Annotated in this window: 20 protein-coding genes; 15 read left to right on the top strand and 5 right to left on the bottom strand. The window is 71.9% G+C overall.

What is annotated here, in order from left to right:
• Window positions 1-37 precede the first annotated feature (37 nt).
• Together V1L54_RS20645 and eccE are read right to left on the bottom strand one after the other, a co-directional pair.
• On the bottom strand, window positions 38-775 hold the full coding sequence (locus V1L54_RS20645) for a hypothetical protein (protein ID WP_330119558.1): 738 nt from the start codon (window positions 773-775) through the stop codon (window positions 38-40).
• Window positions 775-2,097, bottom strand: coding sequence for a type VII secretion protein EccE (gene eccE, locus V1L54_RS20640; RefSeq protein WP_330119557.1), 1,323 nt, complete (start codon window positions 2,095-2,097; stop codon window positions 775-777). Before eccE ends, V1L54_RS20645 begins: the two co-directional genes overlap by 1 nt.
• Window positions 2,098-2,300: 203 nt before the next feature.
• Here eccE and eccB point away from each other — a divergent pair, with 203 nt between their 5' ends.
• From eccB to V1L54_RS20605, 7 genes are all read left to right on the top strand, one after another.
• The gene (eccB, locus tag V1L54_RS20635; RefSeq protein ID WP_330119556.1) at window positions 2,301-3,806 is read left to right on the top strand and encodes a type VII secretion protein EccB; all 1,506 of its coding nucleotides are present in this window, start codon (window positions 2,301-2,303) and stop codon (window positions 3,804-3,806) included.
• Between the two features lie 20 nt (window positions 3,807-3,826).
• Complete coding sequence (gene mycP / locus V1L54_RS20630; protein ID WP_330119555.1) at window positions 3,827-5,116, top strand: type VII secretion-associated serine protease mycosin; 1,290 nt, start codon at window positions 3,827-3,829, stop codon at window positions 5,114-5,116.
• A 316-nt stretch (window positions 5,117-5,432) separates the two neighbouring features.
• Window positions 5,433-5,858, top strand: coding sequence for a DUF2563 family protein (locus V1L54_RS20625; protein ID WP_330119554.1), 426 nt, complete (start codon window positions 5,433-5,435; stop codon window positions 5,856-5,858).
• 16 nt (window positions 5,859-5,874) lie between these two features.
• Window positions 5,875-7,521: a hypothetical protein gene (locus V1L54_RS20620; RefSeq protein WP_330119553.1), complete on the top strand. Its 1,647-nt coding sequence runs from the start codon at window positions 5,875-5,877 to the stop codon at window positions 7,519-7,521.
• A 19-nt stretch (window positions 7,522-7,540) separates the two neighbouring features.
• Complete coding sequence (locus V1L54_RS20615) at window positions 7,541-8,800, top strand: S8 family serine peptidase (RefSeq protein WP_330119552.1); 1,260 nt, start codon at window positions 7,541-7,543, stop codon at window positions 8,798-8,800.
• Between the two features lie 80 nt (window positions 8,801-8,880).
• On the top strand, window positions 8,881-9,252 hold the full coding sequence (locus tag V1L54_RS20610) for a WXG100 family type VII secretion target (protein ID WP_330119551.1): 372 nt from the start codon (window positions 8,881-8,883) through the stop codon (window positions 9,250-9,252).
• A gap of 30 nt (window positions 9,253-9,282) precedes the next feature.
• Window positions 9,283-9,570 carry a WXG100 family type VII secretion target gene (locus V1L54_RS20605; protein ID WP_330119550.1) on the top strand — a complete coding sequence of 96 codons (288 nt, stop codon included), beginning with the start codon at window positions 9,283-9,285 and terminating at the stop codon, window positions 9,568-9,570.
• Between the two features lie 105 nt (window positions 9,571-9,675).
• On the opposite strand, the gene V1L54_RS20600 is transcribed toward V1L54_RS20605, so the two are convergent.
• Both V1L54_RS20600 and eccCa read right to left on the bottom strand, forming a co-directional pair.
• Entirely contained in the window at window positions 9,676-9,909 is a 234-nt protein-coding gene (locus tag V1L54_RS20600; protein ID WP_330119549.1) for a DUF397 domain-containing protein, read from the bottom strand.
• A gap of 213 nt (window positions 9,910-10,122) precedes the next feature.
• Window positions 10,123-14,097, bottom strand: a complete 3,975-nt coding sequence (eccCa, locus tag V1L54_RS20595) for a type VII secretion protein EccCa (protein WP_330119548.1) — start codon at window positions 14,095-14,097, stop codon at window positions 10,123-10,125.
• 310 nt (window positions 14,098-14,407) lie between these two features.
• Between eccCa and eccD the strand changes: the two genes are divergently transcribed.
• The 6 genes from eccD to V1L54_RS20565 all read left to right on the top strand — a co-directional run bounded on the left by eccD (window position 14,408) and on the right by V1L54_RS20565 (window position 21,671).
• Window positions 14,408-15,886: a type VII secretion integral membrane protein EccD gene (eccD, locus tag V1L54_RS20590; protein WP_330119547.1), complete on the top strand. Its 1,479-nt coding sequence runs from the start codon at window positions 14,408-14,410 to the stop codon at window positions 15,884-15,886.
• Window positions 15,887-16,124: 238 nt separating this feature from the next.
• On the top strand, window positions 16,125-16,412 hold the full coding sequence (gene rpsO / locus V1L54_RS20585; protein WP_330119546.1) for a 30S ribosomal protein S15: 288 nt from the start codon (window positions 16,125-16,127) through the stop codon (window positions 16,410-16,412).
• 284 nt (window positions 16,413-16,696) lie between these two features.
• The gene (locus V1L54_RS20580) at window positions 16,697-18,943 is read left to right on the top strand and encodes a polyribonucleotide nucleotidyltransferase (protein WP_330119545.1); all 2,247 of its coding nucleotides are present in this window, start codon (window positions 16,697-16,699) and stop codon (window positions 18,941-18,943) included.
• Window positions 18,940-20,370 carry a M16 family metallopeptidase gene (locus V1L54_RS20575; protein WP_330119544.1) on the top strand — a complete coding sequence of 477 codons (1,431 nt, stop codon included), beginning with the start codon at window positions 18,940-18,942 and terminating at the stop codon, window positions 20,368-20,370. The genes V1L54_RS20580 and V1L54_RS20575 overlap by 4 nt, the downstream gene beginning before the upstream one ends.
• 60 nt (window positions 20,371-20,430) lie before the next feature.
• Window positions 20,431-21,183 (top strand): 4-hydroxy-tetrahydrodipicolinate reductase, encoded by a 753-nt coding sequence (dapB, locus tag V1L54_RS20570; RefSeq protein WP_330119543.1) that lies wholly within the window; start codon window positions 20,431-20,433, stop codon window positions 21,181-21,183.
• A gap of 17 nt (window positions 21,184-21,200) precedes the next feature.
• Window positions 21,201-21,671 (top strand): tetratricopeptide repeat protein, encoded by a 471-nt coding sequence (locus tag V1L54_RS20565; protein WP_330119542.1) that lies wholly within the window; start codon window positions 21,201-21,203, stop codon window positions 21,669-21,671.
• 275 nt (window positions 21,672-21,946) lie between these two features.
• Here V1L54_RS20565 and V1L54_RS20560 read toward each other — a convergent pair whose 3' ends face one another.
• The gene (locus tag V1L54_RS20560; RefSeq protein ID WP_330119638.1) at window positions 21,947-22,498 is read right to left on the bottom strand and encodes an SCO5741 family PH domain-containing membrane protein; all 552 of its coding nucleotides are present in this window, start codon (window positions 22,496-22,498) and stop codon (window positions 21,947-21,949) included.
• Window positions 22,499-22,915: 417 nt separating this feature from the next.
• Between V1L54_RS20560 and dapA the strand changes: the two genes are divergently transcribed.
• Both dapA and V1L54_RS20550 read left to right on the top strand, forming a co-directional pair.
• Window positions 22,916-23,815, top strand: coding sequence for a 4-hydroxy-tetrahydrodipicolinate synthase (gene dapA, locus V1L54_RS20555; protein WP_330119541.1), 900 nt, complete (start codon window positions 22,916-22,918; stop codon window positions 23,813-23,815).
• A gap of 103 nt (window positions 23,816-23,918) precedes the next feature.
• Window positions 23,919-25,604, top strand: coding sequence for a ribonuclease J (locus tag V1L54_RS20550; protein WP_330119540.1), 1,686 nt, complete (start codon window positions 23,919-23,921; stop codon window positions 25,602-25,604).
• Window positions 25,605-25,777: the final 173 nt, after the last annotated feature.

Here is a 25,777-nt window from a genome sequence, read left to right as displayed (position 1 = left end):
GACGGAGTACGCCGGAGCGCGGCCGGGCGCGCGCGGATCAGTCCAGCCGCCGGGCGGTGCCCAGCAGGCCGGCCTCCGCGTCGGTGGGCCGGGTCAGCACGAACTGCCGGTCCCGCCCCGCGCACCACAGCGTCACACCGTCGGCGAGGGTGGACAGCGCCTCGGTCTCCTGCCGGTTCAGGGACAGGATGCGCCCCACCTGCCGGGCCTCCTCCGGGGAGACCTGCTGGACGCCCGCGAGCGAGGCGCCCCGCAGCAACCGGGGCGCCACCGGGCTCAGATACGGCAGCAGGGTCAGCACCGACTGCCAGGGCCCGGCGGAAACCCGGCCGCGCGGCGGCTTCATCCCGCAGTCCCGTATCACCACCACCGGGGAGACCGCCGTCGCGCCCATCGGCGGTACCCGGCCGACCTCGTGGAGCGTCATGCACTGCTGGTCGCCGCCCGCGGCCCGGGCCAGGTTCGTCCACACCTGCGGACGGCCGGTCTCGACGGCCACCCGCGCCCCCGTGCCGGCCGCGCGCAGCGCCAGCACCTGGGCCGTCCACAGACCGCCCACCAGTACCACGTCGTACGGCACCGGGTGGTGCAGTCCGAGCACCGCCGGGCGCTCCTGCACATCCACCCCGGCGACCACACCGTCGTCACCGACCGGCAGCGCGAGCGCGTCCAACTGCTCGACGGGCAGCATCTGACGGGCCGTCCGGGGCCCGCGCAGCCCGAACCCCAGCCGCGGCCGTACGGCGGCGGTCGCGGAGTCCGCGGAACCGGGCATCAGTGTGTCCCTCCCAACGGCAGCGTCGCCAGCACCCCGGGCACCTGCTCGCGGTCCAGCCGTACGAGCCCGGTGCGCCGCTCGCGCGCCAGCCGCTCCACGGTGTGCCGGGCCGCGACCAGCTCACCGTCGCTGCGCGCGGTGATCCGCAGATGCCCGCGCACCGCCACGGAACGCCGCTCGCCCCGGCTCAGGGTCAGGCTGAACACGGTGGCCAGCGAGGGCACCCCCGTCAGCAGGGCCACCAGCGACGGCAGCGGTGTGGCACCCGGCCCCAGTTCGGGCCAGCGGGACACCCCGTACGTGGTGTGCCAGCGGTCGTCGCACCGCCAGGCACGCGCCCGCTCCTCGGTGCGCCGTGCGGGCGCCGAGTCGGGCCGCCCGGCCCGTGCCGTGGCCATGGGGCTGGCCCCGGACGCCGTCGCCAGCGCCGTGACCAGCTCCTGCTCCGAGAGCAGTGTCGCCCGGAAACCCGCACCGGTCAGCCGGCTCGCCAACTGGTCCGCGGTCCGCACCAGGCATCGCTGGGCACCCTCCAGACCGTCACCGCGGGCCCGGACCGCCTCCCGGCACAGCTCCGGGTCGAGCTTGAGCGCCACCCAGGTCACCCGTACCGCGGGAGTGCCGCTGGTGGCCTGCAGGGGGCCGTAACTCGTCGCGGCCACCGACCGCCCGGGCAGATGGGGGGCGGGCGCGGGCTGGGTGTACTGCACCGCCTGCACCGACTCCAGCCGTATGCCGTCCACCTCCAGGACGTCGGCCAGCAGCCGCATCGGCAGCGGACGTTCGGCGGGGCCGGAGCGCAGCGCCGCGGGGCGGGGCTCGACGCGCAGCACGGCGGTCAGGAACGTGCCGTCCCCGACCATCCCGATGCCGCGCCGCTCCCGGTCGGTGTAGGACAGGCTGCGCAGCGCGGGCTCGCACTCGACGGCCGGTGCCAGTCCCGGATCGGTGTCCGGCGGCAGGACCTCGGCCGCGGCCCGCCGGCGGCGCCGGCGCAGGGCCACCGCGGTGCCCAGCCATTCGGACAGCGGACGGCCGCGCCGCCGCAGAACCGCGCACAGCAGCAGGAGGACGGCCACCACGGCGGCCGGGACCACCAGCATCCGGTCGACGGCGGCGGCGGCCACCAGCACCGCGGCGGCCAGCTCGACGAGCACCAACTGCCCCAGTCGGAAAGGCCCCAGGCGACGCCGACGGGCCTCCGCGCGCAACACCGCCGTACGCGCCGGAAGCGGCCCGGCGGGCGTCCGGCGTCCGGCGTCCGGCACCGGGCTGTCGGGCGCGGACGTGGTGGTCCGGGCCCGCGTGGCGGTCCCCATCCCCTGAAAATCCCCCTGTGTCCGTAATCGCCCCGGCGTGGCGGGGCGTTGGCAGGGCGATCACCCTACCGGAGCGGCGGCGGGTGAGCCTCAGCAGGCATAGTAGGGGCCCGGTCCGACAATCGGCGCCGACGGCGATGCCCGGCCTTTCCGGGGGGGACACGGGCTGACCGGTGCCGACCAGTGGGGAGAAGCATCGAGTCATGGCATCACGGCGGGACGAGCTCAACGCCTACACCTTCGCCAAGAAGAGGCTGGTCTCGGCATTCCTCCAGCCTTCCCCGAGCGGCACCGAGGAGGGAGCTCCGCGCCCGTTGCGGGCGGTGCTCCCCGGTGTGGTCGTCGGGGTCCTGGTCCTGGCGGGCTTCGGGGCCTGGGGCATGTTCAAACCGAAGGCCCCCAAGGGCTGGGACAACCCCGGCGAGAAGGTCATCATCGCCAGCGACTCCACCACGCGGTACGTCGTCCTGGAGACCGACGGGAAGAAGCAGCTCCACCCGGTGCTCAACCTGGCCTCCGCCAAACTCCTCCTCGACCCCAGCAAGCTCAAGATCGTCAAGGTCGACGAGAAGGTCCTGGACAGCGGGAAGATCCCGCACGGCGCCACCATCGGCATCCCCTACGCCCCCGACCGGCTGCCGGATGACGACGAGGCGGTGAAGGCCAAGCGCTGGGCGGTGTGCACCCGGCCCGGCGCCGACGGGGCGCAGAAGGCCGTGTTCGTCCTCGCCGACCGGGACAGGGACAAGGTCGAGGGGAAGAACCGGCTCGGCGGCGGCGACGTGATGTACGTGCGCCTCGGCGAAAAGCTCCACATCGTCGACGGCACCGGCACCGCCTACGAGATCGAGGCCGACGACACACTGCTGCGCACCGTCGTCGGCAGCACCGAGCCGCAGGACGTCACCGAGGACTGGCTGAAGACCCTCAAGACGGGCAGCAGGATCCAGTTCCCCGGAGGCATCGAGGGCATCGGCACCCCGGCCGGCGCGCCCGGCAACCTGGACGCCGAGGCCAACCGGATCGGGATGGTGCTGCGCGCGCCCTCCGGCACCGGCCTCCAGCACTACGTGGTGCTCAAGGGCACGGTGCGGCCGGTCACCGACTTCATGGCCAAGCTCCTGCTGAACTCCCCGGAGGCCACCACGCTCGGCCAGCAGGGGAAGGCCAGGGAGGTCAGCGCCGGCGCCATCCGGCCCGAGAACGCCCTCTACGGCAGCGAGCTGAAGTGGCCCGAGGCGGAGGCCCGGCCGGTCAACACCGCCGACAGCGGCCGGGACACGCTGTGCAGCGTGCTGCGCGACGTGGACGAGGAGAAGGGCACCACCACGCTCAGCACCTGGGCCGCCGACGACTACCCCGCGACCCTCCCCAACAGGGCCACCAACTCCTACGTCACTCCCGGCTCCGGACTGCTCTTCCGGCAGATCAAGGGCCGGGAGACCGGCTCCGGAGGCGTCTTCCTGGTGACCGACACGGGCCTGCGCTACGCGGTGCAGGCGAACACCGACAGCGGCCAGGACGACGCCGGGATCGGCACGGACGGCAAGAAGGACCCGCAGGAGGAGGCGCAGGAGGGCAACCGGGCGCAGATCCGGCTCGGCTACCGGGACGCCCGGCCCGTGCCGGTGCCCGCCACCTGGTCCGGCTTCCTGCCGACGGGGCCGCGGCTGAGCGAGAGCGCGGCCAGGCAGCCGCAGGGTTCCTGACGACGGGGGAGACTCACGCGATGAGGACAGTCACAGCCACCGCGCGGCGCGTCCGTGCCGCGGACCGGCTCCGCGGGTGGACGGCGCCGCCCACGGCCGCGGCGGTCGGCCTGACGGCCCTGGCCACCCTCGCCGTACCCCTGGCCTGGGCCCCGCCGGCGGCGGCCGAGGCGGGCCAGTGCACCTTCCCCGCCAAGCCCTACGAGGGCCGACCGTGGTCACTCAAACGAGTGCTCCTCGACCAGCTCTGGGAGAAGACCAGGGGCAAGGGGGTCAAGGTCGCGGTCATCGACACCGGAGTGGACGACGACCACCCCCAGCTGAAGGACGCGGTCGACGCCGGGCTGGGCCGAAGGACCCTGCCGGACCCCAAGAAGGACAAGTACGGCAACAAACCCGAGCCCCTGGCGAAGAACGGCACGGAGGACGTCGTCGGCCACGGCACCAAGGTCGCCGGCATCATCGCCGCGCGCCCGGCCGACGGCACCGGCTTCGTCGGCATCGCTCCCGAGGCCACCATCATCCCGATCCAGCAGAACGACGCGGAGGGCAACGGCACCGCGGAGACCCTGGCCGAGTCCATCGCGTACGCGGTGGACGCCGGGGCGAAGGTCATCAACATCTCCCAGGACACCGCCAAGGCCCTCAACCCCGACTCCGCGCTGGAGAGAGCGGTCGACGCGGCGGTGGCGGCCGGAGTGGTCGTCGTGGCCTCGGCGGGCAACGACGGCCTCGGCGGCAACGTCAAGGAGACCTACCCGGCCTCGTACGAGAACGTCATCGCCGTCGCCTCCTCCGACCGCAACAACGAACGGGCCCTCTTCTCCCAGTCCGGTGACTTCGTGGACATCGCCGCCCCGGGCGTCGACATGATCTCCACCGTCCCCGGCGGCGGCCACTGCGCCGACAACGGCACCAGCTTCTCGGCCCCGTACGTCGCGGGTGTCGCGGCGCTGCTGGTGGCCGAGCACCCGGACTGGAAACCGCACCAGATCGCCGCCCAGCTCATGCAGACGGCGGAGCGCTCCATCTCCGGGCACGACCGCCATGTGGGCTGGGGGGTCATCGACCCCGTCCGCGCCCTCACCGAGGACGACCGGCCGATCGACGAGCCGGTGGCGGAGAGCATCGACCGGGGCGAGCCGCCCACCCCGGCGGAGCTCCACCTCGGTGAGACGCCCCAGGAGCGCGACGAGCGACTGGGCACGTACACGGTGCTCGGCGGGGGCGTCCTGGTGTCGGTGATCGCGGGCGGTTCCCTGGTCTACCGGGACTGGCGCCGCCGGCGCGCACGGTGGCCGATGCGGTGACGGTGTCCGGGGTTCACCACCCGGCCGACGGTTGCAGAACCCTTACAACGGTCACCGGAACCGGACGCACCGCCCGCCCGGGGCCTCCCGGGGCCGCGCCGCGGCGGCCGGCCCGGCGGGACGAGGGCGGGATGGTGCACTCCTGTTGCGGAGGACGGGTTGACACGGAGGCTCCCGCCGGTTCCGCGCACCGTTCCGGAGGCGTGCTCCAACCGTCCTCGGCCGAATGACAGTTGGTGTCGTCATACGCGATGGCTAGAGTGTTGACCGTGCGCGAGGAAGCGTGCACACGGCCGACGGGTGGAGGGGGAGCCTTATGGTGCTGCCGGCCGACTCCGGGGGACTCAAGGGCGAACTCGAATCCCTCAAGGAGTTCAAGAAGCGGGTCGACGGGATCCTCGGCGACCTGGAGAAGTCCCCGGCCTCCCCGGCCAAGGTCGGGCAGCAGGAGGTCAGCCGGGCCGCCTTCGGCGGGGAGTTCGCCGAGGCCGACGGCGTCTACCGCGAGTACACCCGGGTCCACACCCACCTGACCGGGCTCTCCCGGGTGCTGGGAGCCCAGATCGAGGCCATGAGCATCGCCGTGCACGGCGCCGACGTCGGCTTCGGCAACCTGGAGGACGACCTGAAGTGGCGCTTCTGGCAGCTCCAGCACCAGGCACAGCAGCACCGGCGGGAGCAGGACCAGCAACAGACGGAGAAACAGCCAACCAGGGACGGCGCCACCGGAACGGCCTACTGACGGGGGAGGCGAGACCATGAGCGACGAGCAGCAGGAGAGACCGGACGAGCCGAACGTCGCTCCGCTGCTGGTCTTCACGGACCTGCGGCGGAACGGGATGTTCCTCCCGTTCGGCCTCGGTGGCGCGATGCGCGCCGGTGTCATGGGCTCCACGGACTTCGAGGGCAAGGACCTCGAGGAGATGCTCGACCTGGTCGAGGACGCCAGGCCCGGGGAGATCGAGAACGCCGCGAACGCGCTCTGGGACGCCGCGGGCAAGATCAAGGAGATCGGCGACGACCTCAGGACGCACATCGACAGGGTCGACTGGGAGGGCGAGTTCGGCGACAACTTCCGGGCGTGGGGGCGCGATCTCAGCAAGAACACCCTCGTCCTGGCCGACTACACCGAACAGGCGAGCATCCACCTGAAGGCGGCCGGAGCCGGCCTCGCCACGGTGCGGAGCGCCATGCCCAAGCGCGACGCGAGCGTCCTGGGCGCCCCGAAGGTGGAGGCGATCCCGGCCGAGGAGCGGGTCGAGACCAACGAGCGGTACAGGCTCGCCAAGAAGAAGGAGGAGGACCGCCAGGAGGCCATCAACCAGATGAACCGCCTGGCCTCCTACTACACGGTCTCGCACGACAACATGCGGGCCGCGGAGGAGCCGAGGTTCGGCCCGATGCCGAGGGTCGGGGTGCCTCCCGAGCGGCCGGTGCGGCAGGACGGTTCCGGAAGCTCCCGGCAGAGCTCCCGCGGGTCGGCGGAGGAGTACCGGGCGGCGGAACCCGTGTCTCAGGCAGGGGAACGCCGTGAGAGCACCGTGGTGCGGGGCACGGTGCCCGAGGGGAAGCACACCGTGCTGGTCCCGGACGGCGGGACCACTCCCGGGCGGGACGTGCGGACCGACCTCAACACCGTGGCTCTGGTCGCCCCGCCGACGACCGACCCCGGACCGCGTACTCCGTTTCCCACGACCGGCGGAGGCGGCACCGGCCCCGCTCAAATGGCCCCCCTTCCCCTCACCCACAACGGCCCGCTGAACAACAACCGGTCGGGCGGAGGTGGAGGCCCCCGGAACGCGGGTCCGTACCAGGGGATCCGTAGCGGCGCCCAGGGGCCGTTGGGCAACACGTCCAACATCCCGCCCGGGAACGGCAACGGCCCGGCACGTCCCGTCACGGGCGCGGGACCGGTCAGCGGCGCCCCCCAGGGCTCACAGCCACCGGCCGGCCGTCCGAACACCGGTGTCTTCGGCGGCACCCCGCAGGCCCAGCGCGGTGGGGTCGGCAGCTCGCACCTTCCGCGCGGGACCGTGGTCGGAACGGAGCACGGAATGACGGGCCGTCCTCCGGCGGGTGCCACGGGTGCGTCCGCGATCGGCGCGGGAAACAACAACCCCGGCCGCAAGCAGACGGCCCCGGCACCGGGCGGTATCACCGGCGCTCCCCGGCAGGCTCCCGCACCGGGAGGTACGGCTCGTCCGTTCACACCTGGTGGTACCGGTCTCACCCGGGGCGGTACGGCGGACGGCGGTCGGAACCCGACGGGCATGGCGGCGCGTACCGGATCACCCGGTCCCCGGGAGGAGTCCAGGAACGAGTCCCGCCGCCCCGACTATCTGACCGAGGACGAAGAGACATGGACCGTCGGGAGGAACAACACCGTTCCCCCGGTCATCGACTGACCCCCACGAGAGAGCGACGATGACGGCAGGACACAACCCTGGGCCGGGCGGGTGGCCGCTGTGGCACATGGCGCGGCGGCGACTGCTCCTGGTACCGGCGTTGGCCGGAGTGCTGACCGCTTGTCTGATGGGCCCGGTCCCGGTGGCCCGGGCGGACGACGCGCGCTCGCAGCAGTGGTACCTGGACGCCATGCAGGCCGAGAAGATGTGGAAGGTCAGCACGGGTAAGGGCATCAAGGTCGCGGTGGTCGACACCGGAGTCGACTCCACCACGGACTCCCTGCGAGGACAGGTCCTGCCGGGGATCGACGCCACCGGGCTGCCCGGGGAGGCCACCGACGACTACGCGGGACACGGCACCACCATCGCCGAGTACATCGTGGGGACGGGGAGGAACGGCGGACTCCAGGGGCTCGCCCCTGGAGCGAAGGTCATCCCGGTCCGTGCGGTCCTCGACGGCTTCAAGGAGTGGGAGAAGACGACCAAGAGGTCGAGCGACGCCATTCGGGCAGCCGCGGACACGGACGCGCAGATTCTCAACCTCTCCTTTGCCGGTATGCCCTTCGCCGACACAGCGGAGGCGGTCGAGTACGCCCTGTCCAAGGGGAAACTCGTCTTCGCCGGTGTGGGAAACGACAGGAAAGGGGACAACCTGCCGAGTTACCCCGCCGGTTATCCAGGGGTTGTCGGAGTCGCCGCCAGCGACAAGGAGGGGGAAGTCGGAGAATTCTCCCAGTCCGGTGACTACGTCGACTTGAGTGCACCCGGGGTCGACATTCCTGTGTGGTGCGACGAGAAGTTGCAGTCGTACTGCACTGACAGCGGCGGCACGAGTATGGCCACCGCCATCGCCTCCGCCTCCGCGGCCCTGATCTGGTCGAAGCACCCCGACTGGACGGCCAACCAGGTCCTCCGCGTCCTGGTCGACACCGCCGGACGCAAGGACGGCAAGAAAGACGTGGCCAGCAGGTACATCGGCTACGGTGCCGTCCGGCCGCGTATCCACCTCCTCGAAGGCGAGGGTGATCCGGGAGACCCGGACAAGAACCCGATCGAGGCGGTGGAACTGGACGCGTCGCCGCCCGCGTCACCCTCCCCGGAGGGAAACGACGCGAAAAGCGGTGACAAGGCCGGCAACGACCGGGTGGAAAAGGCGAGTTCCGAGGCGGCGGCCGAAGAGAGCGACAACGACCTGTGGATCTACCTGGGAGCGGGTGCCGCGGCGGCCGTGGTGGCGGTCGGCGCCTTCGTCCTCGTGCGGAGAACGCGCCGCACGTAGTGGGTGGCGCGTTCGACGTGCGCCCGACGCAGGCCGGTCCGTGAAAAGCAGCAACTCATATCCAACAAGGAGAAAAAGGTATGTCCGGAGAAGGCGGCAGCGGCGGCAACTTCCAGTCAGATGATGCTCAACTCCAGCAGTTGATCTCTGAAGTGCAGTCGATGCAGTCCACGCTGAAGACCAAGATCGCCAACCTGAACGCCGTGGTGGACACGATCGAGGGGGCCTGGAAGGGCGAGGCGCACCGGTCCTACGACACCCTCCAGCGTCAGGCCAACGACTTCGCGCGGGCCCTGGACGGCAAGCTCCAGATGATGGAGGAGGCACTCCGGGCGAGCAAGGACGGCTTCACCGCGAACGAGATCGACCAGATGGAGAGCTTCAACCAGATCGCCAAGGCGAGCCCGATCAGCGACTTCACGGGCGTGGGCGTCACCCCGACCACCAAGTAACGATCACACGGAAGACAGGGAAGGGGAGACATGACCATCAAGATCACGTATGCGACCGTCCATGCCGCCGCGGAGGACATCAGGGGGGTCGCCACCACTCTGGAGAGCCAGCTGAACGCACTGGAGGGCAAGGTCAAGGCCACGGTGGACACCTGGGACGGTGAGGCCAAGGCTGCCTTCTACGCCAAGCACCGGGGCTGGAGCGACAACGTCACCGGTCTGCGCGACACGCTCATCAGGATCTCCCAGGGCCTGGAGGGCGCGGCCTCCGGCTACAAGCGCACGGACAACAAGGCGGCGCAGCAGTTCCAGTTCTGAGTCCCCGGACTCCCGGGAGCGAGCTCCCACCGAACGCGCCAGACGGGCGCCCGGCTCACCGGCCGGGCGCCCGTCTGCTTCTGTGCTCCTGCGGCGCCGGGGCCCTCAGGACTTGAGGTCGAACTCCCCGTCGCGCACACCGAGGACGAAGGCCCGCCACTCCGCGGCGGTGTAGCGCAGCACGGTGTCCGGGTCCTTGGAGTTGCGCATGGCCACGGCTCCGCCCGGCAGGTGCGCGATCTCCACCCGCTCGTCCTCCGGGCCGCCGGGCGCGCTCTCCCACACGGCGCCGGAGATGTCCATGGCGTAGAGCTCGTCCTTCTCCTGCTGAGTCCCCATCAGCGATTCTCCCCTTCGTGGCCGGCGGCGACGGAGACGTTCCCGTGCCGCACGGTGGCTGTGCGGCTCCGTGTCTGCCGAGGTCTCAAGATAACAGTCCGTCGTGACTCAGATGCCCGTCGTACAGGGACGAGGCCGTCCACCGTCCCGATGCCCTGGACCCAGGGGATCGGGACGGTGGACGGCGCCGGCCGCGACCGCCCCCGGCGGGTCTCACCGCGCCGGCAGCCAGCCCACCTGCACCAGCGGCGTCCCCCGTCGGCGGGAGACGTAGTAGCCGCGGCCCGGCGGCATGGGCCGGGGACGGACGTTGCCGAGGAGGTCGCCCTCGGACGGGTCGCCGGAGAGGACCACGCCCTGGGCGCCGAGCTCCTTGACGCGCTGCATGAAGGGCTCGAAGGAGCTGCGGGAGGCACCGGCGGAGTTGCGGGCGATGATGAGGCAGACCCCGATGTCACGGGCGAAGGGCAGCAGCTCGGTGAACGCGGCGAGCGGATTGCCGCTGGAGGTGGAGACCAGCTCGTAGTCGTCCACGATCAGGAACATCTTCGGCCCGGCCCACCAGCTGCGGTCGCGCAGCTGCTGCGGGGTGACGTCCTCCGGCGGGGTGCGCTTCTCCATCAGCTCCTTCATCGCGGCCATGTGCGAGTCCATGGCGTTCGACATGGCCGCGTACACGATCAGGTGCGAGTCCGGGATGTTGCCCAGCAGGGCGCGCCGGTAGTCGGCGACGACGATGCGCGCCTCGTCGGGTGTGTACCGCTCGGTGATCTGCTTGGCCAGCAGCCGCAGCAGGGCGGTCTTGCCGGACTCGCTCTCGCCGAAGACGAGGAAGAACGGGTCGGTCTCGAAGTCGACGAAGACGGGCTGCAGGGTGTTCTCGTCGATGCCGAACGCGACGCCGTGCTGCGGGTAGTCGCTCCCCTTGGGCAGCTGGTGGGCGGGGAGTTCGCGGGGCAGGAGCCGCACCTGCGGCGCCGACGGACCGTGCCAGGCGTCGGCCACCGCGCGGTTCAGCGCGGCGGTGGCCTCGGAGAGCTCCTCGTCCGAACAGACGCCGTCGATGCGCGGCACCGCGGTCATGAAGTGGAGCTTCTCCGGCGTCTGGCCGCGGCCGGCGGTGTCCGCCGGGACGTTCGCGGCGACCTTGCGGTCGAACTCCGAGTCCAAGGTGTCGCCGAGCCGCAGCTCCAGGCGGTTCATCAGCTGGTCCTTGAGCGCCGGGCGCACCTCCATGTAGCGGGCGACGCTGATGACGACGTGGATGCCGTAGCCCAGACCGCGCGCGGCGACGGCGGTGACGGTCTCCTCCAGCATGTCGTACTCCTGCCGGAAGGCGCCCCAGCCGTCGACGACGAGGAAGACGTCGCCCCACGGCTGGTCGGTGATCTCCCCGCGGGCCCGGCGGCGCCGGTAGGTGGCGATGGAGTCGATGCCGTTCGCCCGGAAGTACTCCTCGCGCTGGGCGAGGATCCCGGCGACCTCCGCCACGGTCCGCCGGACCCGCTCCGGGTCGAGCCGGGAGGCGATTCCGCCCACGTGCGGCAGACCGGCCACGGCGGTCAGACCGCCGCCGCCGAAGTCCAGCCCGTAGAACTGGACCTCCTGCGGGGTGTGGGTGAGGGCGAAGGCGCAGACCAGGGTGCGCAGCAGGGTGGACTTGCCGGACTGCGGGCCGCCGACCACCAGCATGTGGCCCGCGGCGCCGGAGAAGTCGCGCAGCAGCGTCTCGCGCCGCTGCTCGTAGGGCTTGTCCACCAGGCCCAGCGGTACGGTCAGCCGACCCGCGTGCGGGTAGTCGGGCTGGGTCAGACCGCGGTCGGGGACGGCCGTCAGACCGGGCAGCAGCTCGTCCAGCGGCGGCGCCTCGTCCAGCGGCGGCAGCCACACCTGGTGGGCGGCCGGTCCCTGGTTCTCCAGGCGGCGCACGATGACGTCCAGGACGGTGTCCGCCAGCGCGTCGTCGTCCGGGCCGGCGGCGGGCTCCGGTTCCGGAGCGGGCCGCCGTGCGGGCTCGGCGTGCCGCACCGGAACCGGAGCGGCCGTGAACAGCACCGGGTGGCGGTCGGCGGGCAGCGGCCCGGCGGGGGTGCCGGCCCCGGAGGTGCTCGGGCGGTAGACGCCCGAGACGTAGGCGGCCTTGAAGCGGAGCATCTCCTCGGTGCCGAACTTCAGGTAGCCCGAGCCGGGCACCGACGGCAGGTGGTACGCGTCCGGCACGCCGAGCGCGGCGCGGGACTCGGAGGCGGAGAAGGTGCGCAGACCGATGCGGTACGACAGGTACGTCTCCAGACCGCGCAGCCGTCCCTCCTCCAGCCGCTGCGAGGCCAGCAGCAGGTGCACGCCCAGCGAACGGCCGATGCGGCCGATCTGGATGAACATGTCGATGAAGTCGGGCTTGGCCGTCAGCAGTTCGCTGAACTCGTCGATGACCAGCACCAGCGAGGGGATCGGGACCAGCGGCGCGCCCGCCGCGCGGGCCCGCTCGTAGTCGTGGATGTTGGCGTAGTTGCCCGCGTCGCGCAGCAGCTCCTGGCGGCGGTTGAGCTCGCCGCGGATCGAGTCGCCCATGCGGTCGACCAGCGAGAGGTCGTCGGCCAGGTTGGTGATGACGGCCGCCACGTGCGGCATCTGCGACATCCCGGCGAAGGTGGCGCCGCCCTTGAAGTCCGCCAGCACGAAGTTCAGGGCCTCCGAAGTGTGGGTGACCGCCAGACCCAGGACCAGGGTGCGCAGCAGCTCCGACTTGCCGGAGCCGGTCGCGCCGACGCACAGGCCGTGCGGGCCCATGCCGTCCTGTGCGGCCTCCTTCAGGTCCAGCATGACCGGCTGGCCGTCCTCGCCGACCCCGATCGGGACGCGCAGCCGCTCGGCCGTCGAACGCGGCCGCCAGGTGCGGCGCACGTCGACCGACGCGGCGTCGCCCAGGTTCAGCAGATCGGTGAACTCCAGGTTCGCCAGCAGCGGTTCGTCGCCGTCGCCGCCCGTCCCCATGCGCAGCGGGGCGAGCTGCCGGGCCAGTGCCTCGGCCGCCTCGGGGGACAGCGCGTCGGGGCGGCCCTCGTACACCGCGCCGTGCCCCGACTCCAGTCGCAGCCGGTCGGGGTGGACGACCACCGACAGACCGCCGCGCGGGCTGCCGATCTCGCCGGGCACCACCTCGACGACCGTGACGCTCTGCAGACCCTCGGCGGAGGCCAGCATCGAGCCCGGGGGCACCGTCGCGCCGCCGTCCAGCACGATCAGCACGTGCGGCTGGTCCAGCAGGGGCTGCCCGGCGGAGTTGAACCGCGGGCGGCCCTCCAGCTTCGCGCCCAGCAGCCCCTCCAGCTCCGCCACGTCACCGGTGATCAGCCGCCGGGTGCCGGCGCCGTCCGCGGTCCCGGCGGCCTGCGCGTGCGGCAGCCACTTGGCCCATTCCCAGCGCTCCTCCGCCCCGCGCCCGGCCACCACCCCGACCACCAGGTCGTCGGGGGAGTGCAGGGCCACCAGGGAGGCCACCATCGCGCGGACGGCACCGTGCACCGACTCCGCCGCGCCACTCACCGTCATGTGGTAGAAGGCACGCAGCGACACCGCCATCGGCAGGCCGTCGACGGTGCCGTGCGTCTGCAGGAACTGGTGCATCGCCCCGGCCGTCAGCGGCTCCAGTTCGTCCACCGGCGCCGTCTCGGGCGCCACCAGCGCGGTGGCGAGCCGCTGGGTGCCCAGCCCGACGCGCACGTGCACGAAGTCGTCGTCGCCGGCGCGCCGCTCCCACACCCGGCTGCCTTCGGCGACCAGGGCCCACAGCTGGTCCGGCGCGGGGTGCAGGTAGAACTGGGCGTCGCGCTGCCGGTGCGCCGTCCTGCGGACCCTGCGGCGCATCTGTGCCAGGTACTTGAGGTAGTCCCGGCGCAGCTGCGCCATCTCGCCCTGGGTGCCCCTGCGGAAACGCACCAGGGTGGCGATGAGCATGGCGATCGTGGAGGCGATCATCACCATGCCCATGATGCGCATGAACGGATGGGCGTTCGGCATGAAGAAGAACACCACCGAACCGCCCATGCCGAGCATCGGCAGCAGCTGCATCAGCACGCCCTCCTGCTGCCCGCGCGGCAGTTCGGGGGGAGGCTGAAGCTGCAGATCCTCGCTGGGCACACCGGGCGGCAGGACCCGTGGCGGTCGCTTGACGACGATCTGACTCACGGCGCATCAATCCCTCGGATGGACGGGACAGTTCCTGCCGACGCCCCCGTGGCGACGGACTCCGTCCGCGGGGGGCGATCCTACTGGGACCACCGGACGGGCGGGGGGCGGTAGGGTGGCGCGCGACACACGCGCAGCCGGGAGAGCACCGAGAAGGCCGCGGAAACCGCGAAGACCGCGAGAACCGCGAGGACCGCGAGGACACGGCCGCAGGCGGAAACCGCGGCGGGCCACGGGGCCGGGGGAAGGTCCGTGCGGCGGTCCCGGCGCGGTGTGGAACCAGTGAGCAGCACACAAGGGGGATACCGAGGTGAGTACGACCGCACCGGCTGCCGCCACCGGCTTCTGCCGGGTCACCATCGTCGCGCCCGACAGCCGTATCGACGTGGCCCTCCCCGAGGACGTCCCGGTCGCCGATCTCTACCCCGAGATCCTCCGGCTCAGCGGCCAGACCCCCGCCGAGGGCGCGCCCGTCGGCTACCACCTGGTGCGCCGCGACGGCGGTGTGCTGGACAGCGCCCGCTCCTTCGCCGCCCAGCGCATCCTGGACGGCGAGGTCCTCAGCCTGCGCCCGTTCGCCGAGTCGCTGCCGCCGGCGGTCTTCGACGACGTCTCCGACGCTGTGGCCTCCGCCGTCAGCCGCGACCGCAGGATGTGGAGCGACGACCTGATGCGCGGCGCCGGGCTGCTGGGCGGCGTGGTGCTGCTGGTGCTGATGGCCTTCGTGCTGTGGTTCGCCGACCCGGTCCGCCACGACATGCACGGCCTGCCGGGCGTCATCGCCGCCGTGACCGGGGTGCTGCTGATCGCCTTCGCGGCCGTACGGGCCCGGGTGTACGACGACCGGACGTGCGCGGTCGCCCTCGGCCTGGCAGCCCTGCCGCACGTCATGATCGCCGGGGCCGGGCTGCTGCCCCTGGCGGAGGGGAGCGGCATCGGCAGGCTGCAGTTCCTGCTCGGCTGCGTGGCGGTCCTGGTCGCCTCCGTCGCCCTGATCGCCGCCGCACCCGGCGGCGACGCCCCGTTCGTCGCCGCGGCCTTCGCCGCGACCGTGGGCACCCTGGCCACCTTCACCGGCATCCTGGCCGAGTTCTCCCCGGTGGAGACCGCGGCCCTGTGCGTACCGGTGGCGGTCGGCGCCGTGGCCTTCCTGCCGGGCCTGTCGGCCCGCTTCGCCCGGCTGCCCGTCGGTTACACCGCGCCGCGCACCGGCGCCCTGCGCTACGACGAGGACCCGGACGCCGCGCCCGACACCGGCGGCCCCGTCGACGCCGACCGCATCGCCGCGCAGGCCCGCCGCGGGCACGAGACGCTGCTCGGTCTCGTCGGCGGCTGCGCGGTCGTCGTCGTCGCCGCGGCCGCCGTCCTGGGCTTCTCCGACTCGGGCTGGGGCCTGCTCCTGGCGCTGGCCGCGGGGCTGGGAATGCTGATGCGGGCCCGGCTCTTCCCGTACACCGCCCAGGTCGCGTGCACTCTCGGCGCGGGTCTGGCCGCCCTCGCCCTGCTCGCCCTCGGACTGGCTCTCAACCCGCCCGCCGAACTGCTGCAGAAGCTGCTGGCGGGGGGCGGCGGCGCCCTCGACCTGCGGACGATCTGGCTGTCCGCCGCGCTCGCCGCCGCGGCGGCCCTGTTCACCGCCATCGGGCTGATCGTGCCGCGGCGCGGTGTCACCCCCTTCTGGGGCCGTTTCCTGGACATCGCCGAGGGCTTCGTGCTCCTGTCGCTGGTCCCGCTGTGCCTGGCCGTGCTGGACGTCTACACCGCGGCCCGGAGCATGACCAGCAGCTGACCGGCGGTGAGCGGGCCGTCGCGGGGCTGATAGGCTGGCCGACGGCCGTTTGCGTACGCGTTTCCGGAGCGCGGTGGCACCGCACCCCGGTCTCCCGGGGAGCCCCCAGGGGGCCGCGCCGGGACCACCACTGGAAACAGCGCCCAGCGGACCCCGCCTCCCGAGTCATGGAAGATCCCCTGCACAGCGGACCAGGGGCACTCGGTGGCATCGACGAGAAGAACCAAGAGGAGTACGCGTGTCGCTCGACGCCGCTACGAAGAAGCAGATCATGGCCGAGTTCGCCACCAAGGAGGGCGACACCGGCTCCCCGGAGGTCCAGGTCGCGCTGCTCTCCCGCCGCATCTCGGACCTCACCGAGCACCTGAAGACCCACAAGCACGACCACCACTCCCGCCGGGGCCTGCTGCTCCTGGTCGGCCAGCGCCGCCGCCTGCTGCAGTACCTGGCACGCAAGGACATCCAGCGCTTCCGCGCCCTGGTCGAGCGGCTGGGCATCCGCCGCGGAGCCGCGGGCGCCCGGTAGTTCCCGGCGAGAGGGAGCGGTCCCAGGAGAAGGGACCGCTCCCTTTGCCGTACTCGCCGGAGACCTGCCGTACTCACCGGGAGCCACGGCAGGCGGAAGCTTTGTAGTCTGGTTCCACAACGACATACCGACGAGGCGGAGCGCCTTCACGCCGCCGGTCCTCGGTAGTGGCCCCCGGGCACCCGTCCCGGGAGCTTCGATCGAAGACCGGCCCGTACGGGAAGACGCTCCACCACCACCGTCCCCGCCACCCGGGCAGGGACGCAGACGAGGAGATTTTCCTGGTGGAGAACGAGACCCACTACGCCGAGGCCGTCATCGACAACGGTTCCTTCGGCACCCGCACCATCCGCTTCGAGACGGGCCGGCTGGCCCGCCAGGCCGCCGGCTCCGCCGTGGCCTACCTGGACGACGACACCATGGTGCTGTCGGCCACCACCGCCTCGAAGCAGCCCAAGGAGCAGCTGGACTTCTTCCCCCTGACGGTCGACGTCGAGGAGCGGATGTACGCCGCCGGCAAGATCCCCGGCTCCTTCTTCCGCCGCGAGGGCCGCCCCAGTGAGGACGCCATCCTCACCTGCCGCCTGATCGACCGGCCGCTGCGCCCGTCCTTCCGCAAGGGTCTGCGCAACGAGATCCAGATCGTCGAGACGATCATGGCGCTCAACCCCGACCACCTGTACGACGTCGTCGCGATCAACGCCGCCTCCTGCTCCACGCAGCTGGCCGGCCTGCCCTTCTCGGGCCCGATCGGCGGCACCCGCGTCGCCCTGATCCGCGGCCAGTGGGTGGCCTTCCCCACCCACAGCGAGCTGGAGGAGGCCGTCTTCGACATGGTCGTCGCCGGCCGGGTCCTGCCCGACGGAGACGTCGCGATCATGATGGTCGAGGCCGAGGCGACCGAGAAGACCGTCGAGCTGGTCGCCGGCGGTGCCGAGGCCCCGACCGAGGAGGTCGTCGCCGCCGGCCTGGAGGCCGCCAAGCCCTTCATCAAGACCCTGTGCAGGGCCCAGTCCGACCTCGCCGCCAAGGCGGCCAAGCCGGTCGGCGAGTTCCCGATCTTCCTGGACTACCAGGACGACGTGTACGAGGCGCTGTCCCAGGCCGTCCGCGACGAGCTGTCCCAGGCGCTCACCATCGCCGCCAAGCAGGAGCGCGAGAGCGAGCTGGACCGGGTCAAGGCGCTGGCCGCCGAGAAGCTGCTGCCGCAGTTCGAGGGCCGCGAGAAGGAGATCTCCGCCGCCTACCGCGCGCTGACGAAGTCCCTGGTGCGCGAGCGCGTCATCAAGGAGAAGAAGCGCATCGACGGCCGCGGCCTGACCGACATCCGCACCCTGGCCGCCGAGGTCGAGGCGATCCCGCGGGTGCACGGCTCGGCGCTGTTCGAGCGCGGCGAGACCCAGATCCTGGGCGTCACCACCCTCAACATGCTCCGCATGGAGCAGATGCTCGACACCCTCTCCCCGGTGACGCGCAAGCGCTACATGCACAACTACAACTTCCCGCCGTACTCCACCGGTGAGACCGGCCGCGTCGGCTCCCCCAAGCGCCGCGAGATCGGCCACGGCGCGCTGGCCGAGCGGGCGATCATCCCGGTGCTGCCCGCGCGCGAGGAGTTCCCCTACGCCATCCGGCAGGTCTCCGAGGCGCTGGGCTCCAACGGCTCGACCTCCATGGGGTCGGTCTGCGCCTCCACCATGTCGCTGCTGAACGCCGGTGTGCCCCTCAAGGCACCGGTCGCCGGCATCGCCATGGGCCTGATCTCCCAGGAGATCGAGGGCGAGACCCACTACGTCACCCTCACCGACATCCTCGGCGCGGAGGACGCCTTCGGCGACATGGACTTCAAGGTCGCCGGCACCCGCCAGTTCGTCACCGCCCTCCAGCTCGACACCAAGCTGGACGGCATCCCGGCCTCCGTGCTGGCCGCGGCCCTCAAGCAGGCCCGCGACGCCCGGCTGCACATCCTGGACGTGATGAGCGAGGCCATCGACGTCCCGGACGAGATGTCCCCCAACGCGCCGCGGATCATCACCGTGAAGATCCCGGTGGACAAGATCGGCGAGGTCATCGGCCCCAAGGGCAAGATGATCAACCAGATCCAGGAGGACACCGGCGCCGACATCACCATCGAGGACGACGGCACCATCTACATCGGTGCCGCCGACGGTACGTCCGCCGAGGCCGCCCGTGCCGCCGTCAACGCCATCGCCAACCCGACGATGCCCGAGGTCGGCGAGCGCTACCTGGGCACGGTCGTGAAGACCACGACCTTCGGCGCCTTCGTCTCCCTGCTGCCGGGCAAGGACGGCCTGCTGCACATCTCGCAGATCCGCAAGCTCGCCGGCGGCAAGCGCGTGGAGAACGTCGAGGACGTGCTGGGAGTCGGACAGAAGGTCCAGGTCGAGATCGCCGAGATCGACCAGCGGGGCAAGCTCTCGCTGATCCCCGTGCTGGACGAGGAAGACGGCAAGGACGCCGACGGCACGTCCGCCGAGGCCGCCGACGCGAAGGACGCTGCGACCAAGTGACGCGTACGCCCCGTACGACGGCCCGCCCCACCGCCACGGTGGGGCGGGCCGTCGCCCATCACCATCCCGCCTCCCGCCTCCCCGGCCCCGCCGTCCGCGCCCGGGGAGGGACCGCGGTCCCGGCCGGGGCCGCGAGCGGCGCGGGAGCCGTGCGCAGGACCGTGCTCCCCGGCGGCCTGCGCGTCGTCACCCAGTCCGTGCCGGACGTCCGCTCCGCGACCTTCGGCATCTGGGCCCGGGTCGGCTCCCGGGACGAGACGCCCGCGCTGGGCGGTGCCACCCACTACCTGGAGCACCTGCTGTTCAAGGGCACCAGACGGCGCAGCGCCCTGGACATCTCCGCGGAGCTCGACGCGGTCGGCGGCGAGATGAACGCCTTCACGGCGAAGGAGTTCACCTGCTACTACGCCCGGGTCCTGGACACCGACCTGCCGCTGGCCGTCGACGTCGTCTGCGACATGCTGACCGGCTCGCTGATCCGGGCCGAGGACGTCGAGGCCGAGCGCGGGGTCGTCCTGGAGGAGATCGCCATGACCGAGGACGATCCCGGCGACTGCGTCCACGACCTGTTCGCGAAGACCATGCTCGGCGACAGCCCGCTGGGCCGCCCGGTGCTGGGCACGAACGAGACGGTCGGCGCCCTCACCCGCGACCGTCTCGCCCGCTTCTACCGCCGCCACTACGACCCGACCCATCTGGTCGTCGCCGCCGCCGGCAACCTCGACCACGACGAGGTCGTACGCCAGGTGCACCGGGCCTTCGAGGAGGCCGGCGCCCTGACCCGCACCGACGCCGAGCCCGTCGGCCCCCGCACCGGCACGCGCCGGGTGCGCACCGCGGGCCGCGTCGATCTGCTGGACCGGAGCACCGAGCAGGCCCACGTGGTCCTCGGCGTGCCCGGGCTGTCCCGCACGGACGAGCGCCGCTGGGCGCTCGGGGTGCTCAGCGCGGCCCTCGGCGGCGGCATGAGCTCCCGGCTGTTCCAGGAGGTGCGGGAGAAGCGCGGACTGGCCTACAGCGTGTACTCCTACACCTCCGGCTTCGCCGACTGCGGCCTGTTCGGCGTGTACGTGGGCTGCCGCCCGAACCTGGTGCACGACGTGCTGAAGATCTGCCGCGACGAGCTCGACCACGTCGCCGAGCACGGCCTGGACGACGAGGAACTGCGGCGGGCCATGGGCCAGCTCTCCGGCTCCACGGTCCTGGGCCTGGAGGACACCGGGGCGCTGATGAACCACATCGGCAAGGGCGAGCTGTGCTGGGGGGAGCAGCTGTCGGTGGACGGCATGCTGGCGAGGATCGCCTCCGTCACCCCGGACGACGTCTGCTCGGTGGCCCGCGAGATCCTGGGCCAGCGGCCCTCGCTGTCGGTCATCGGCCCGCTGACCGACAAACAGGCCGCCCGGCTGGACGAGGCCGTAGTCTGACGCCGCCGTCCGGCCCGGCCGTACCCTCGTAACCTCCGCACCCGTGAAGGAAACACGCACATGAGCAAGCTCCGCGTAGCAGTCCTCGGCGCCGGCGGCCGGATCGGCTCCGAGGCCGTACGCGCCGTGGAGGGCGCCGACGACCTGGAGCTCGTCGCGGCTCTGGACAAGGACGACAGCCTGGAGGCGCTGACCGGGGCGGGCGCCCAGGTCGCGGTGGACCTCACCCACCCCGACGCGGTGCTGGGCAACCTCGAGTACTGCGTCGGCCACGGCATCCACGGCGTCGTCGGCACCACCGGCTGGACCGACGAGCGCTTCGACCGGCTGCGCGGCTGGCTGGCGGACTCGCCCGGTACCGGGGTGCTGGTCGCGCCGAACTTCTCGATCGGAGCGGTCCTCACCATGCGCTTCGCGCGGCAGGCCGCCCGCTTCTTCGAGTCCGCCGAGGTCGTCGAGCTGCACCATCCCGGCAAGGCCGACGCGCCGTCGGGCACCGCCACCCGCACCGCGCAGCTCATCGCCGCCGCGCGGGCCGAGGCAGGTTGCCCCGCGCAGCCGGACGCCACCACCTCCGCCCTCGACGGCGCCCGAGGCGCGAACGTGGACGGGGTGCCGGTGCACGCGGTGCGGCTGCGCGGGCTGCTCGCACACCAGGAGGTGCTGCTCGGCGACACCGGGGAGACCCTCACCATCCGCCACGACTCGCTGCACCACAGCTGCTTCATGCCGGGCATCCTGCTGGGCGTGCGGCGGGTGGTCGGCACCCCCGGCCTCACCGTGGGGCTGGAGCACTTCCTGGACCTGGACTGACGGGCGGGCCGACGGACATGGGCGGAAAGATCACCTACGCCTTCCTCGCCACCGCGCTGGTGGTCGTCTTCGCGGTGGTGGCCGTGCAGGGCGTGCTGCTGCTGAGGACCGGCGAGCCCGCCGGGGTGGGAATGGGGGTGGCGGCTCTCGTGCTGCCGTGCGTCGGCGCCTGGTTCCTGTGGCACAACACCCTGTTCGCCCGGAACGCGGGCCGGCTGGTCAGGGAGCTGGAGGCGGAGGGCGGGCTGCCGGCGGACGACCTTCCCCGGACCCCTGGCGGACGTGTCGACCGCGAGGCGGCGGACGCGGTCTTCGCCCGGCGCCGGAAGGAGACGGAGGAGGCACCGGACGACTGGCGCTGCTGGTTCCGGCTGGCCGTCGCCTACCACGACGCCCGGGACACCCCGCGCGCCCGCCGGGCCATGCAGCGGGCCATCGCACTGCACGACGGCAAACCGGTGCGCGAGAACGGGAAGACCGCCGCCTGAGCGACGGCCCCGGCAGAAACCGACCAGCTCCTGGCCGGAGACCGGTCAAGGAAGGCCCGGGCTCGCAGAGTCAGGGCCGGACGGAGAACCCGTCGGCCGGGCCGGAGCCGACCGGAGGGGGCCGTGACCCCGGGATCCCGTGGTCTGCCCCGCAACCGCCCCGGTGTGCCCCCGGCGCGCCGCTGAGAGGGGAACGCCGGGGCACCCGTCGGGCGCCCCGGACGTCCCGAGGGTCCGGGGAAGGGCCGGGGCGCCCCACCGGGGCCCTTCCGCCCCTACGGGCGGTGGTACTCCGCGGCCCAGCCCTCCACCACGTCCGCGGCCCGGTCGAAGGCTTCGGGCCGGGCCAGGAAGTCGGCGTTGTGGTCGGTGAGGACCGTGCGCAGGGTCTCACGGCCCCGCGGCTCGACGACCAGCGCCTGGCCCTGTACGGAGCGCGGCGTGCCCAGCCACTTCACCGGCTGCTGGACGGTCCGCACGGCCGCCACGTCCTTCCAGTCCAGCGTCACCGTCGTGAACAGACCGACCTGGCGTATTCCCCGGGCGCTGACCCACACCCCCATCCGCAGCAGACGCAGTGCGTACGCGATGACCAGCGCGGAGACGGCCACGGACACGCCCGCCGCCGTGAGGGTGCCGGCCATGGCGATGATCAGGGTGGAGAGCAGCATGTAGGAGGCGAGCAGCAGGAGCAGGGCCGCTCCGGCGACCCGCCAGGGACCGGGCCGGTACGGACGCCGCCACCGCTCGCGCTCCTCGTGGGGCAGGGGCGCGTCCGAGGGGGCGGTGTCCGGTTCTCCGTCGGCCGTCAGAAAGTGCAGGGGCACGGGATCCTCGCTCACGGGCACGGTCGGTGGGGCCTGTGAGGCAGGAGGTTATCAGCGGCTTTCGGCGGTGGCGGGCCGGTCCGGCCCGCCACCGCGCGGGTCCGGTGTCTCCGGAGCGGGTGCCCCCGGAGACAGGGGACCGACGAGGCCGCCGGCCGCGGTCGGCCCGGTGGGAACGCCGTCCGGTGTCCGGGGGGAGCCGGGTGCGGGCGCGGCGGGAGAGCGGAAGGGGAGCCGCGCCGTGCCGGGCTGGGCGCCACTCTTCGACTTCTGTCCGAATTGCGGCATTGAGCATGGTTCGTCTAGGCTCGTTCTACGGACCCGGCACTGTCTGAACCCCCGAGCGGGCAGTGTCGGGCTCCGCAACCGGCCTCCCGAGGGAGCGTCGCACCGCAGGCTGCGAGTAGCGTGGGACCCATGGCTCCGACCTCGACACCGCAGACGCCCTTCGGGCGGGTTCTGACCGCGATGGTCACGCCGTTCACCGCGGACGGCGACCTCGACCTCGACGGCGCGCAGCAGCTCGCCGCCCAGCTGGTGGACGCCGGCAACGACGGCATCGTCGTCAACGGCACCACCGGCGAGTCCCCGACCACCAGCGATGGAGAGAAAGCCCGGCTCGTACGGGCCGTGGTCGAGGCGGTCGGCGACCGTGCCCACGTCGTCGCCGGAGCCGGCACCAACGACACCCGGCACAGCGTCGAGCTGGCCCGCGCGGCCGAACAGGCCGGCGCCCACGGTCTGCTGGCCGTCACGCCGTACTACAGCAAGCCCCCGCAGGAGGGCCTGTACCGGCACTTCACCGCCATCGCCGACGCCACCGGTCTGCCGGTCATGCTCTACGACATCCCCGGGCGCAGCGGTGTCCCGATCAACACGGAGACCATCGTCCGGCTGGCCGAGCACCCGCGGATCGTCGCCAACAAGGACGCCAAGGGCGACCTGGGACGCGCCAGCTGGGCCATCGCCACCAGCGGCCTCGCCTGGTACAGCGGCGACGACATGCTCAACCTCCCGCTGCTGTCCGTCGGCGCCATCGGTTTCGTCTCGGTCGTCGGCCATGTCGTCACCCCCGAGCTGCGGGCGATGCTGGAGGCCCACCTGAGCGGTGACGTCACCAAGGCGACGGAGATCCACCAGAAGCTGCTGCCGGTCTTCACCGGGATGTTCCGCACCCAGGGCGTGATCACCAGCAAGGCGGCCCTCGCCCTCCAGGGCCTGCCGGGAGGACCGCTGCGCCTGCCGCTCGTCGAGCTGTCCCCGGAGGAGACGGAACAGCTCAGGCGCGATCTCGCGGCGGGCGGGGTACAGCTCTGAAACAGACTTCACAACTACATAAGGACCGACAACCGCAAGTGCACGACGACCGCGCGCCACGTGCCCCGTCAGGGTGCGTGGCGCGCGTGGTGAGGAGAGACTTTTGAGCCATCCGCATCCCGAACTCGGCTCCCCGCCGGCGCTGCCCGAGGGGGGTATGCGCGTCACCCCGCTGGGCGGGCTCGGCGAGATCGGCCGCAACATGACCGTCTTCGAATACGGCGGCCGGCTGCTGATCGTCGACTGCGGCGTCCTCTTCCCGGAGGAGGAGCAGCCCGGCGTCGACCTGATCCTCCCGGACTTCAGCTCCGTACGGGACCGGCTGGAGGACATCGACGGCATCGTCCTGACACACGGGCACGAGGACCACATCGGCGGTGTCCCGTTCCTGCTGCGGGAGAAGCCCGACATCCCGCTGATCGGATCCAAGCTCACGCTGGCCCTGATCGAGGCCAAGCTCCAGGAGCACCGCATCAGGCCGTACACCCTGGAGGTGGCCGAGGGGCACCGCGAGCGCATCGGGCCCTTCGACTGCGAGTTCGTGGCGGTCAACCACTCCATCCCGGACGCGCTCGCGGTCGCCATCCGCACTCCCGCGGGCCTGGTCGTCCACACCGGTGACTTCAAGATGGACCAGCTCCCGCTGGATCGCCGTCTCACCGACCTGCGCGCCTTCGCACGGCTGGGCGAGGAGGGCATCGACCTGCTGCTGGCGGACTCCACCAACGCCGAGGTGCCCGGCTTCACCCCGCACGAGCGCGACATCTCACAGGTGCTGCGCCAGGTCTTCGCGGGCGCCCGGAAGCGCGTCATCGTGGCCAGCTTCGCCAGCCACGTCCACCGTATCCAGCAGGTCCTCGACGCGGCCCACGAACGCGGCCGCCGGGTCGCCTTCGTCGGCCGGTCGATGGTCCGCAACATGGGCATCGCCCGTGACCTGGGCTACCTCAAGGTGCCCGCCGGCCTCGTCGTGGACGTGAAGACGCTGGACGACCTGCCGGACGACGAGGTGGTGCTCGTCTGCACCGGCTCGCAGGGCGAGCCGATGGCGGCGCTGTCGCGGATGGCCAACCGGGATCACCAGATCCGCATCGTCCCCGGCGACACGGTGATCCTCGCCTCCTCGCTGATCCCGGGCAACGAGAACGCGGTCTACCGGGTGATCAACGGCCTGACCCGGTGGGGCGCCGACGTCGTCCACAAGGGCAACGCCAAGGTCCACGTCTCGGGCCACGCCTCGGCGGGCGAGTTGCTGTACTTCTACAACATCTGCCAGCCGAAGAACCTGATGCCGGTCCACGGCGAGTGGCGCCATCTGCGGGCCAACGCGGAGCTGGGCGCGCAGACCGGAGTACCCAAGGACCACATCGTGATCGCGGAGGATGGTGTGGTGGTCGACCTGGTCGACGGCCGGGCCAAGATCGTCGGCAAGGTGCAGGCGGGATACGTCTACGTCGACGGCCTCTCGGTCGGGGACATCACCGAGACCTCGCTGAAGGACCGCCGCATCCTGGGTGAGGAGGGCATCATCTCGGTCTTCGTGGTGGTGGACAGCAGTACCGGCAAGATCGTGGGCGGTCCGTACATCCAGGCCCGGGGATCGGGTATCGACGACAGCGACTTCGAGCTGGTGATCCCCAAGGTCGACGAAGCCCTGGTGAAGTCGGCTCAGGACGGCGTCTCCGAACCCCATCAGCTGCAGCAGCTCGTACGCCGGGCGGTGGGCAGGTGGGTCTCGGACAACTACCGCCGCCGCCCCATGATCCTTCCCGTGGTCGTGGAGGTCTGAGGCCTCAACCGCGAGCGGGGCGCCCGGATTTGCACTTGGGCGCCTCGCTCCAGTACGTTTAAGCCTCCGCCGCAGGGGAACCAGAAGCAGTTCATGCACTGGTCGCTCTTGTGTGCCGGAGTCGGGAAACGGGCCGGGAACGGATCCGAAAACGACTCTGGTACGGTGGAGTA

This window comes from Streptomyces rubellus (genome assembly GCF_036323805.1).
Classification (GTDB): domain Bacteria; phylum Actinomycetota; class Actinomycetes; order Streptomycetales; family Streptomycetaceae; genus Streptomyces.
The sequence above is the reverse complement of the archived record's forward strand: the minus strand, read 5'-3'. Positions and strand labels throughout refer to the sequence as shown.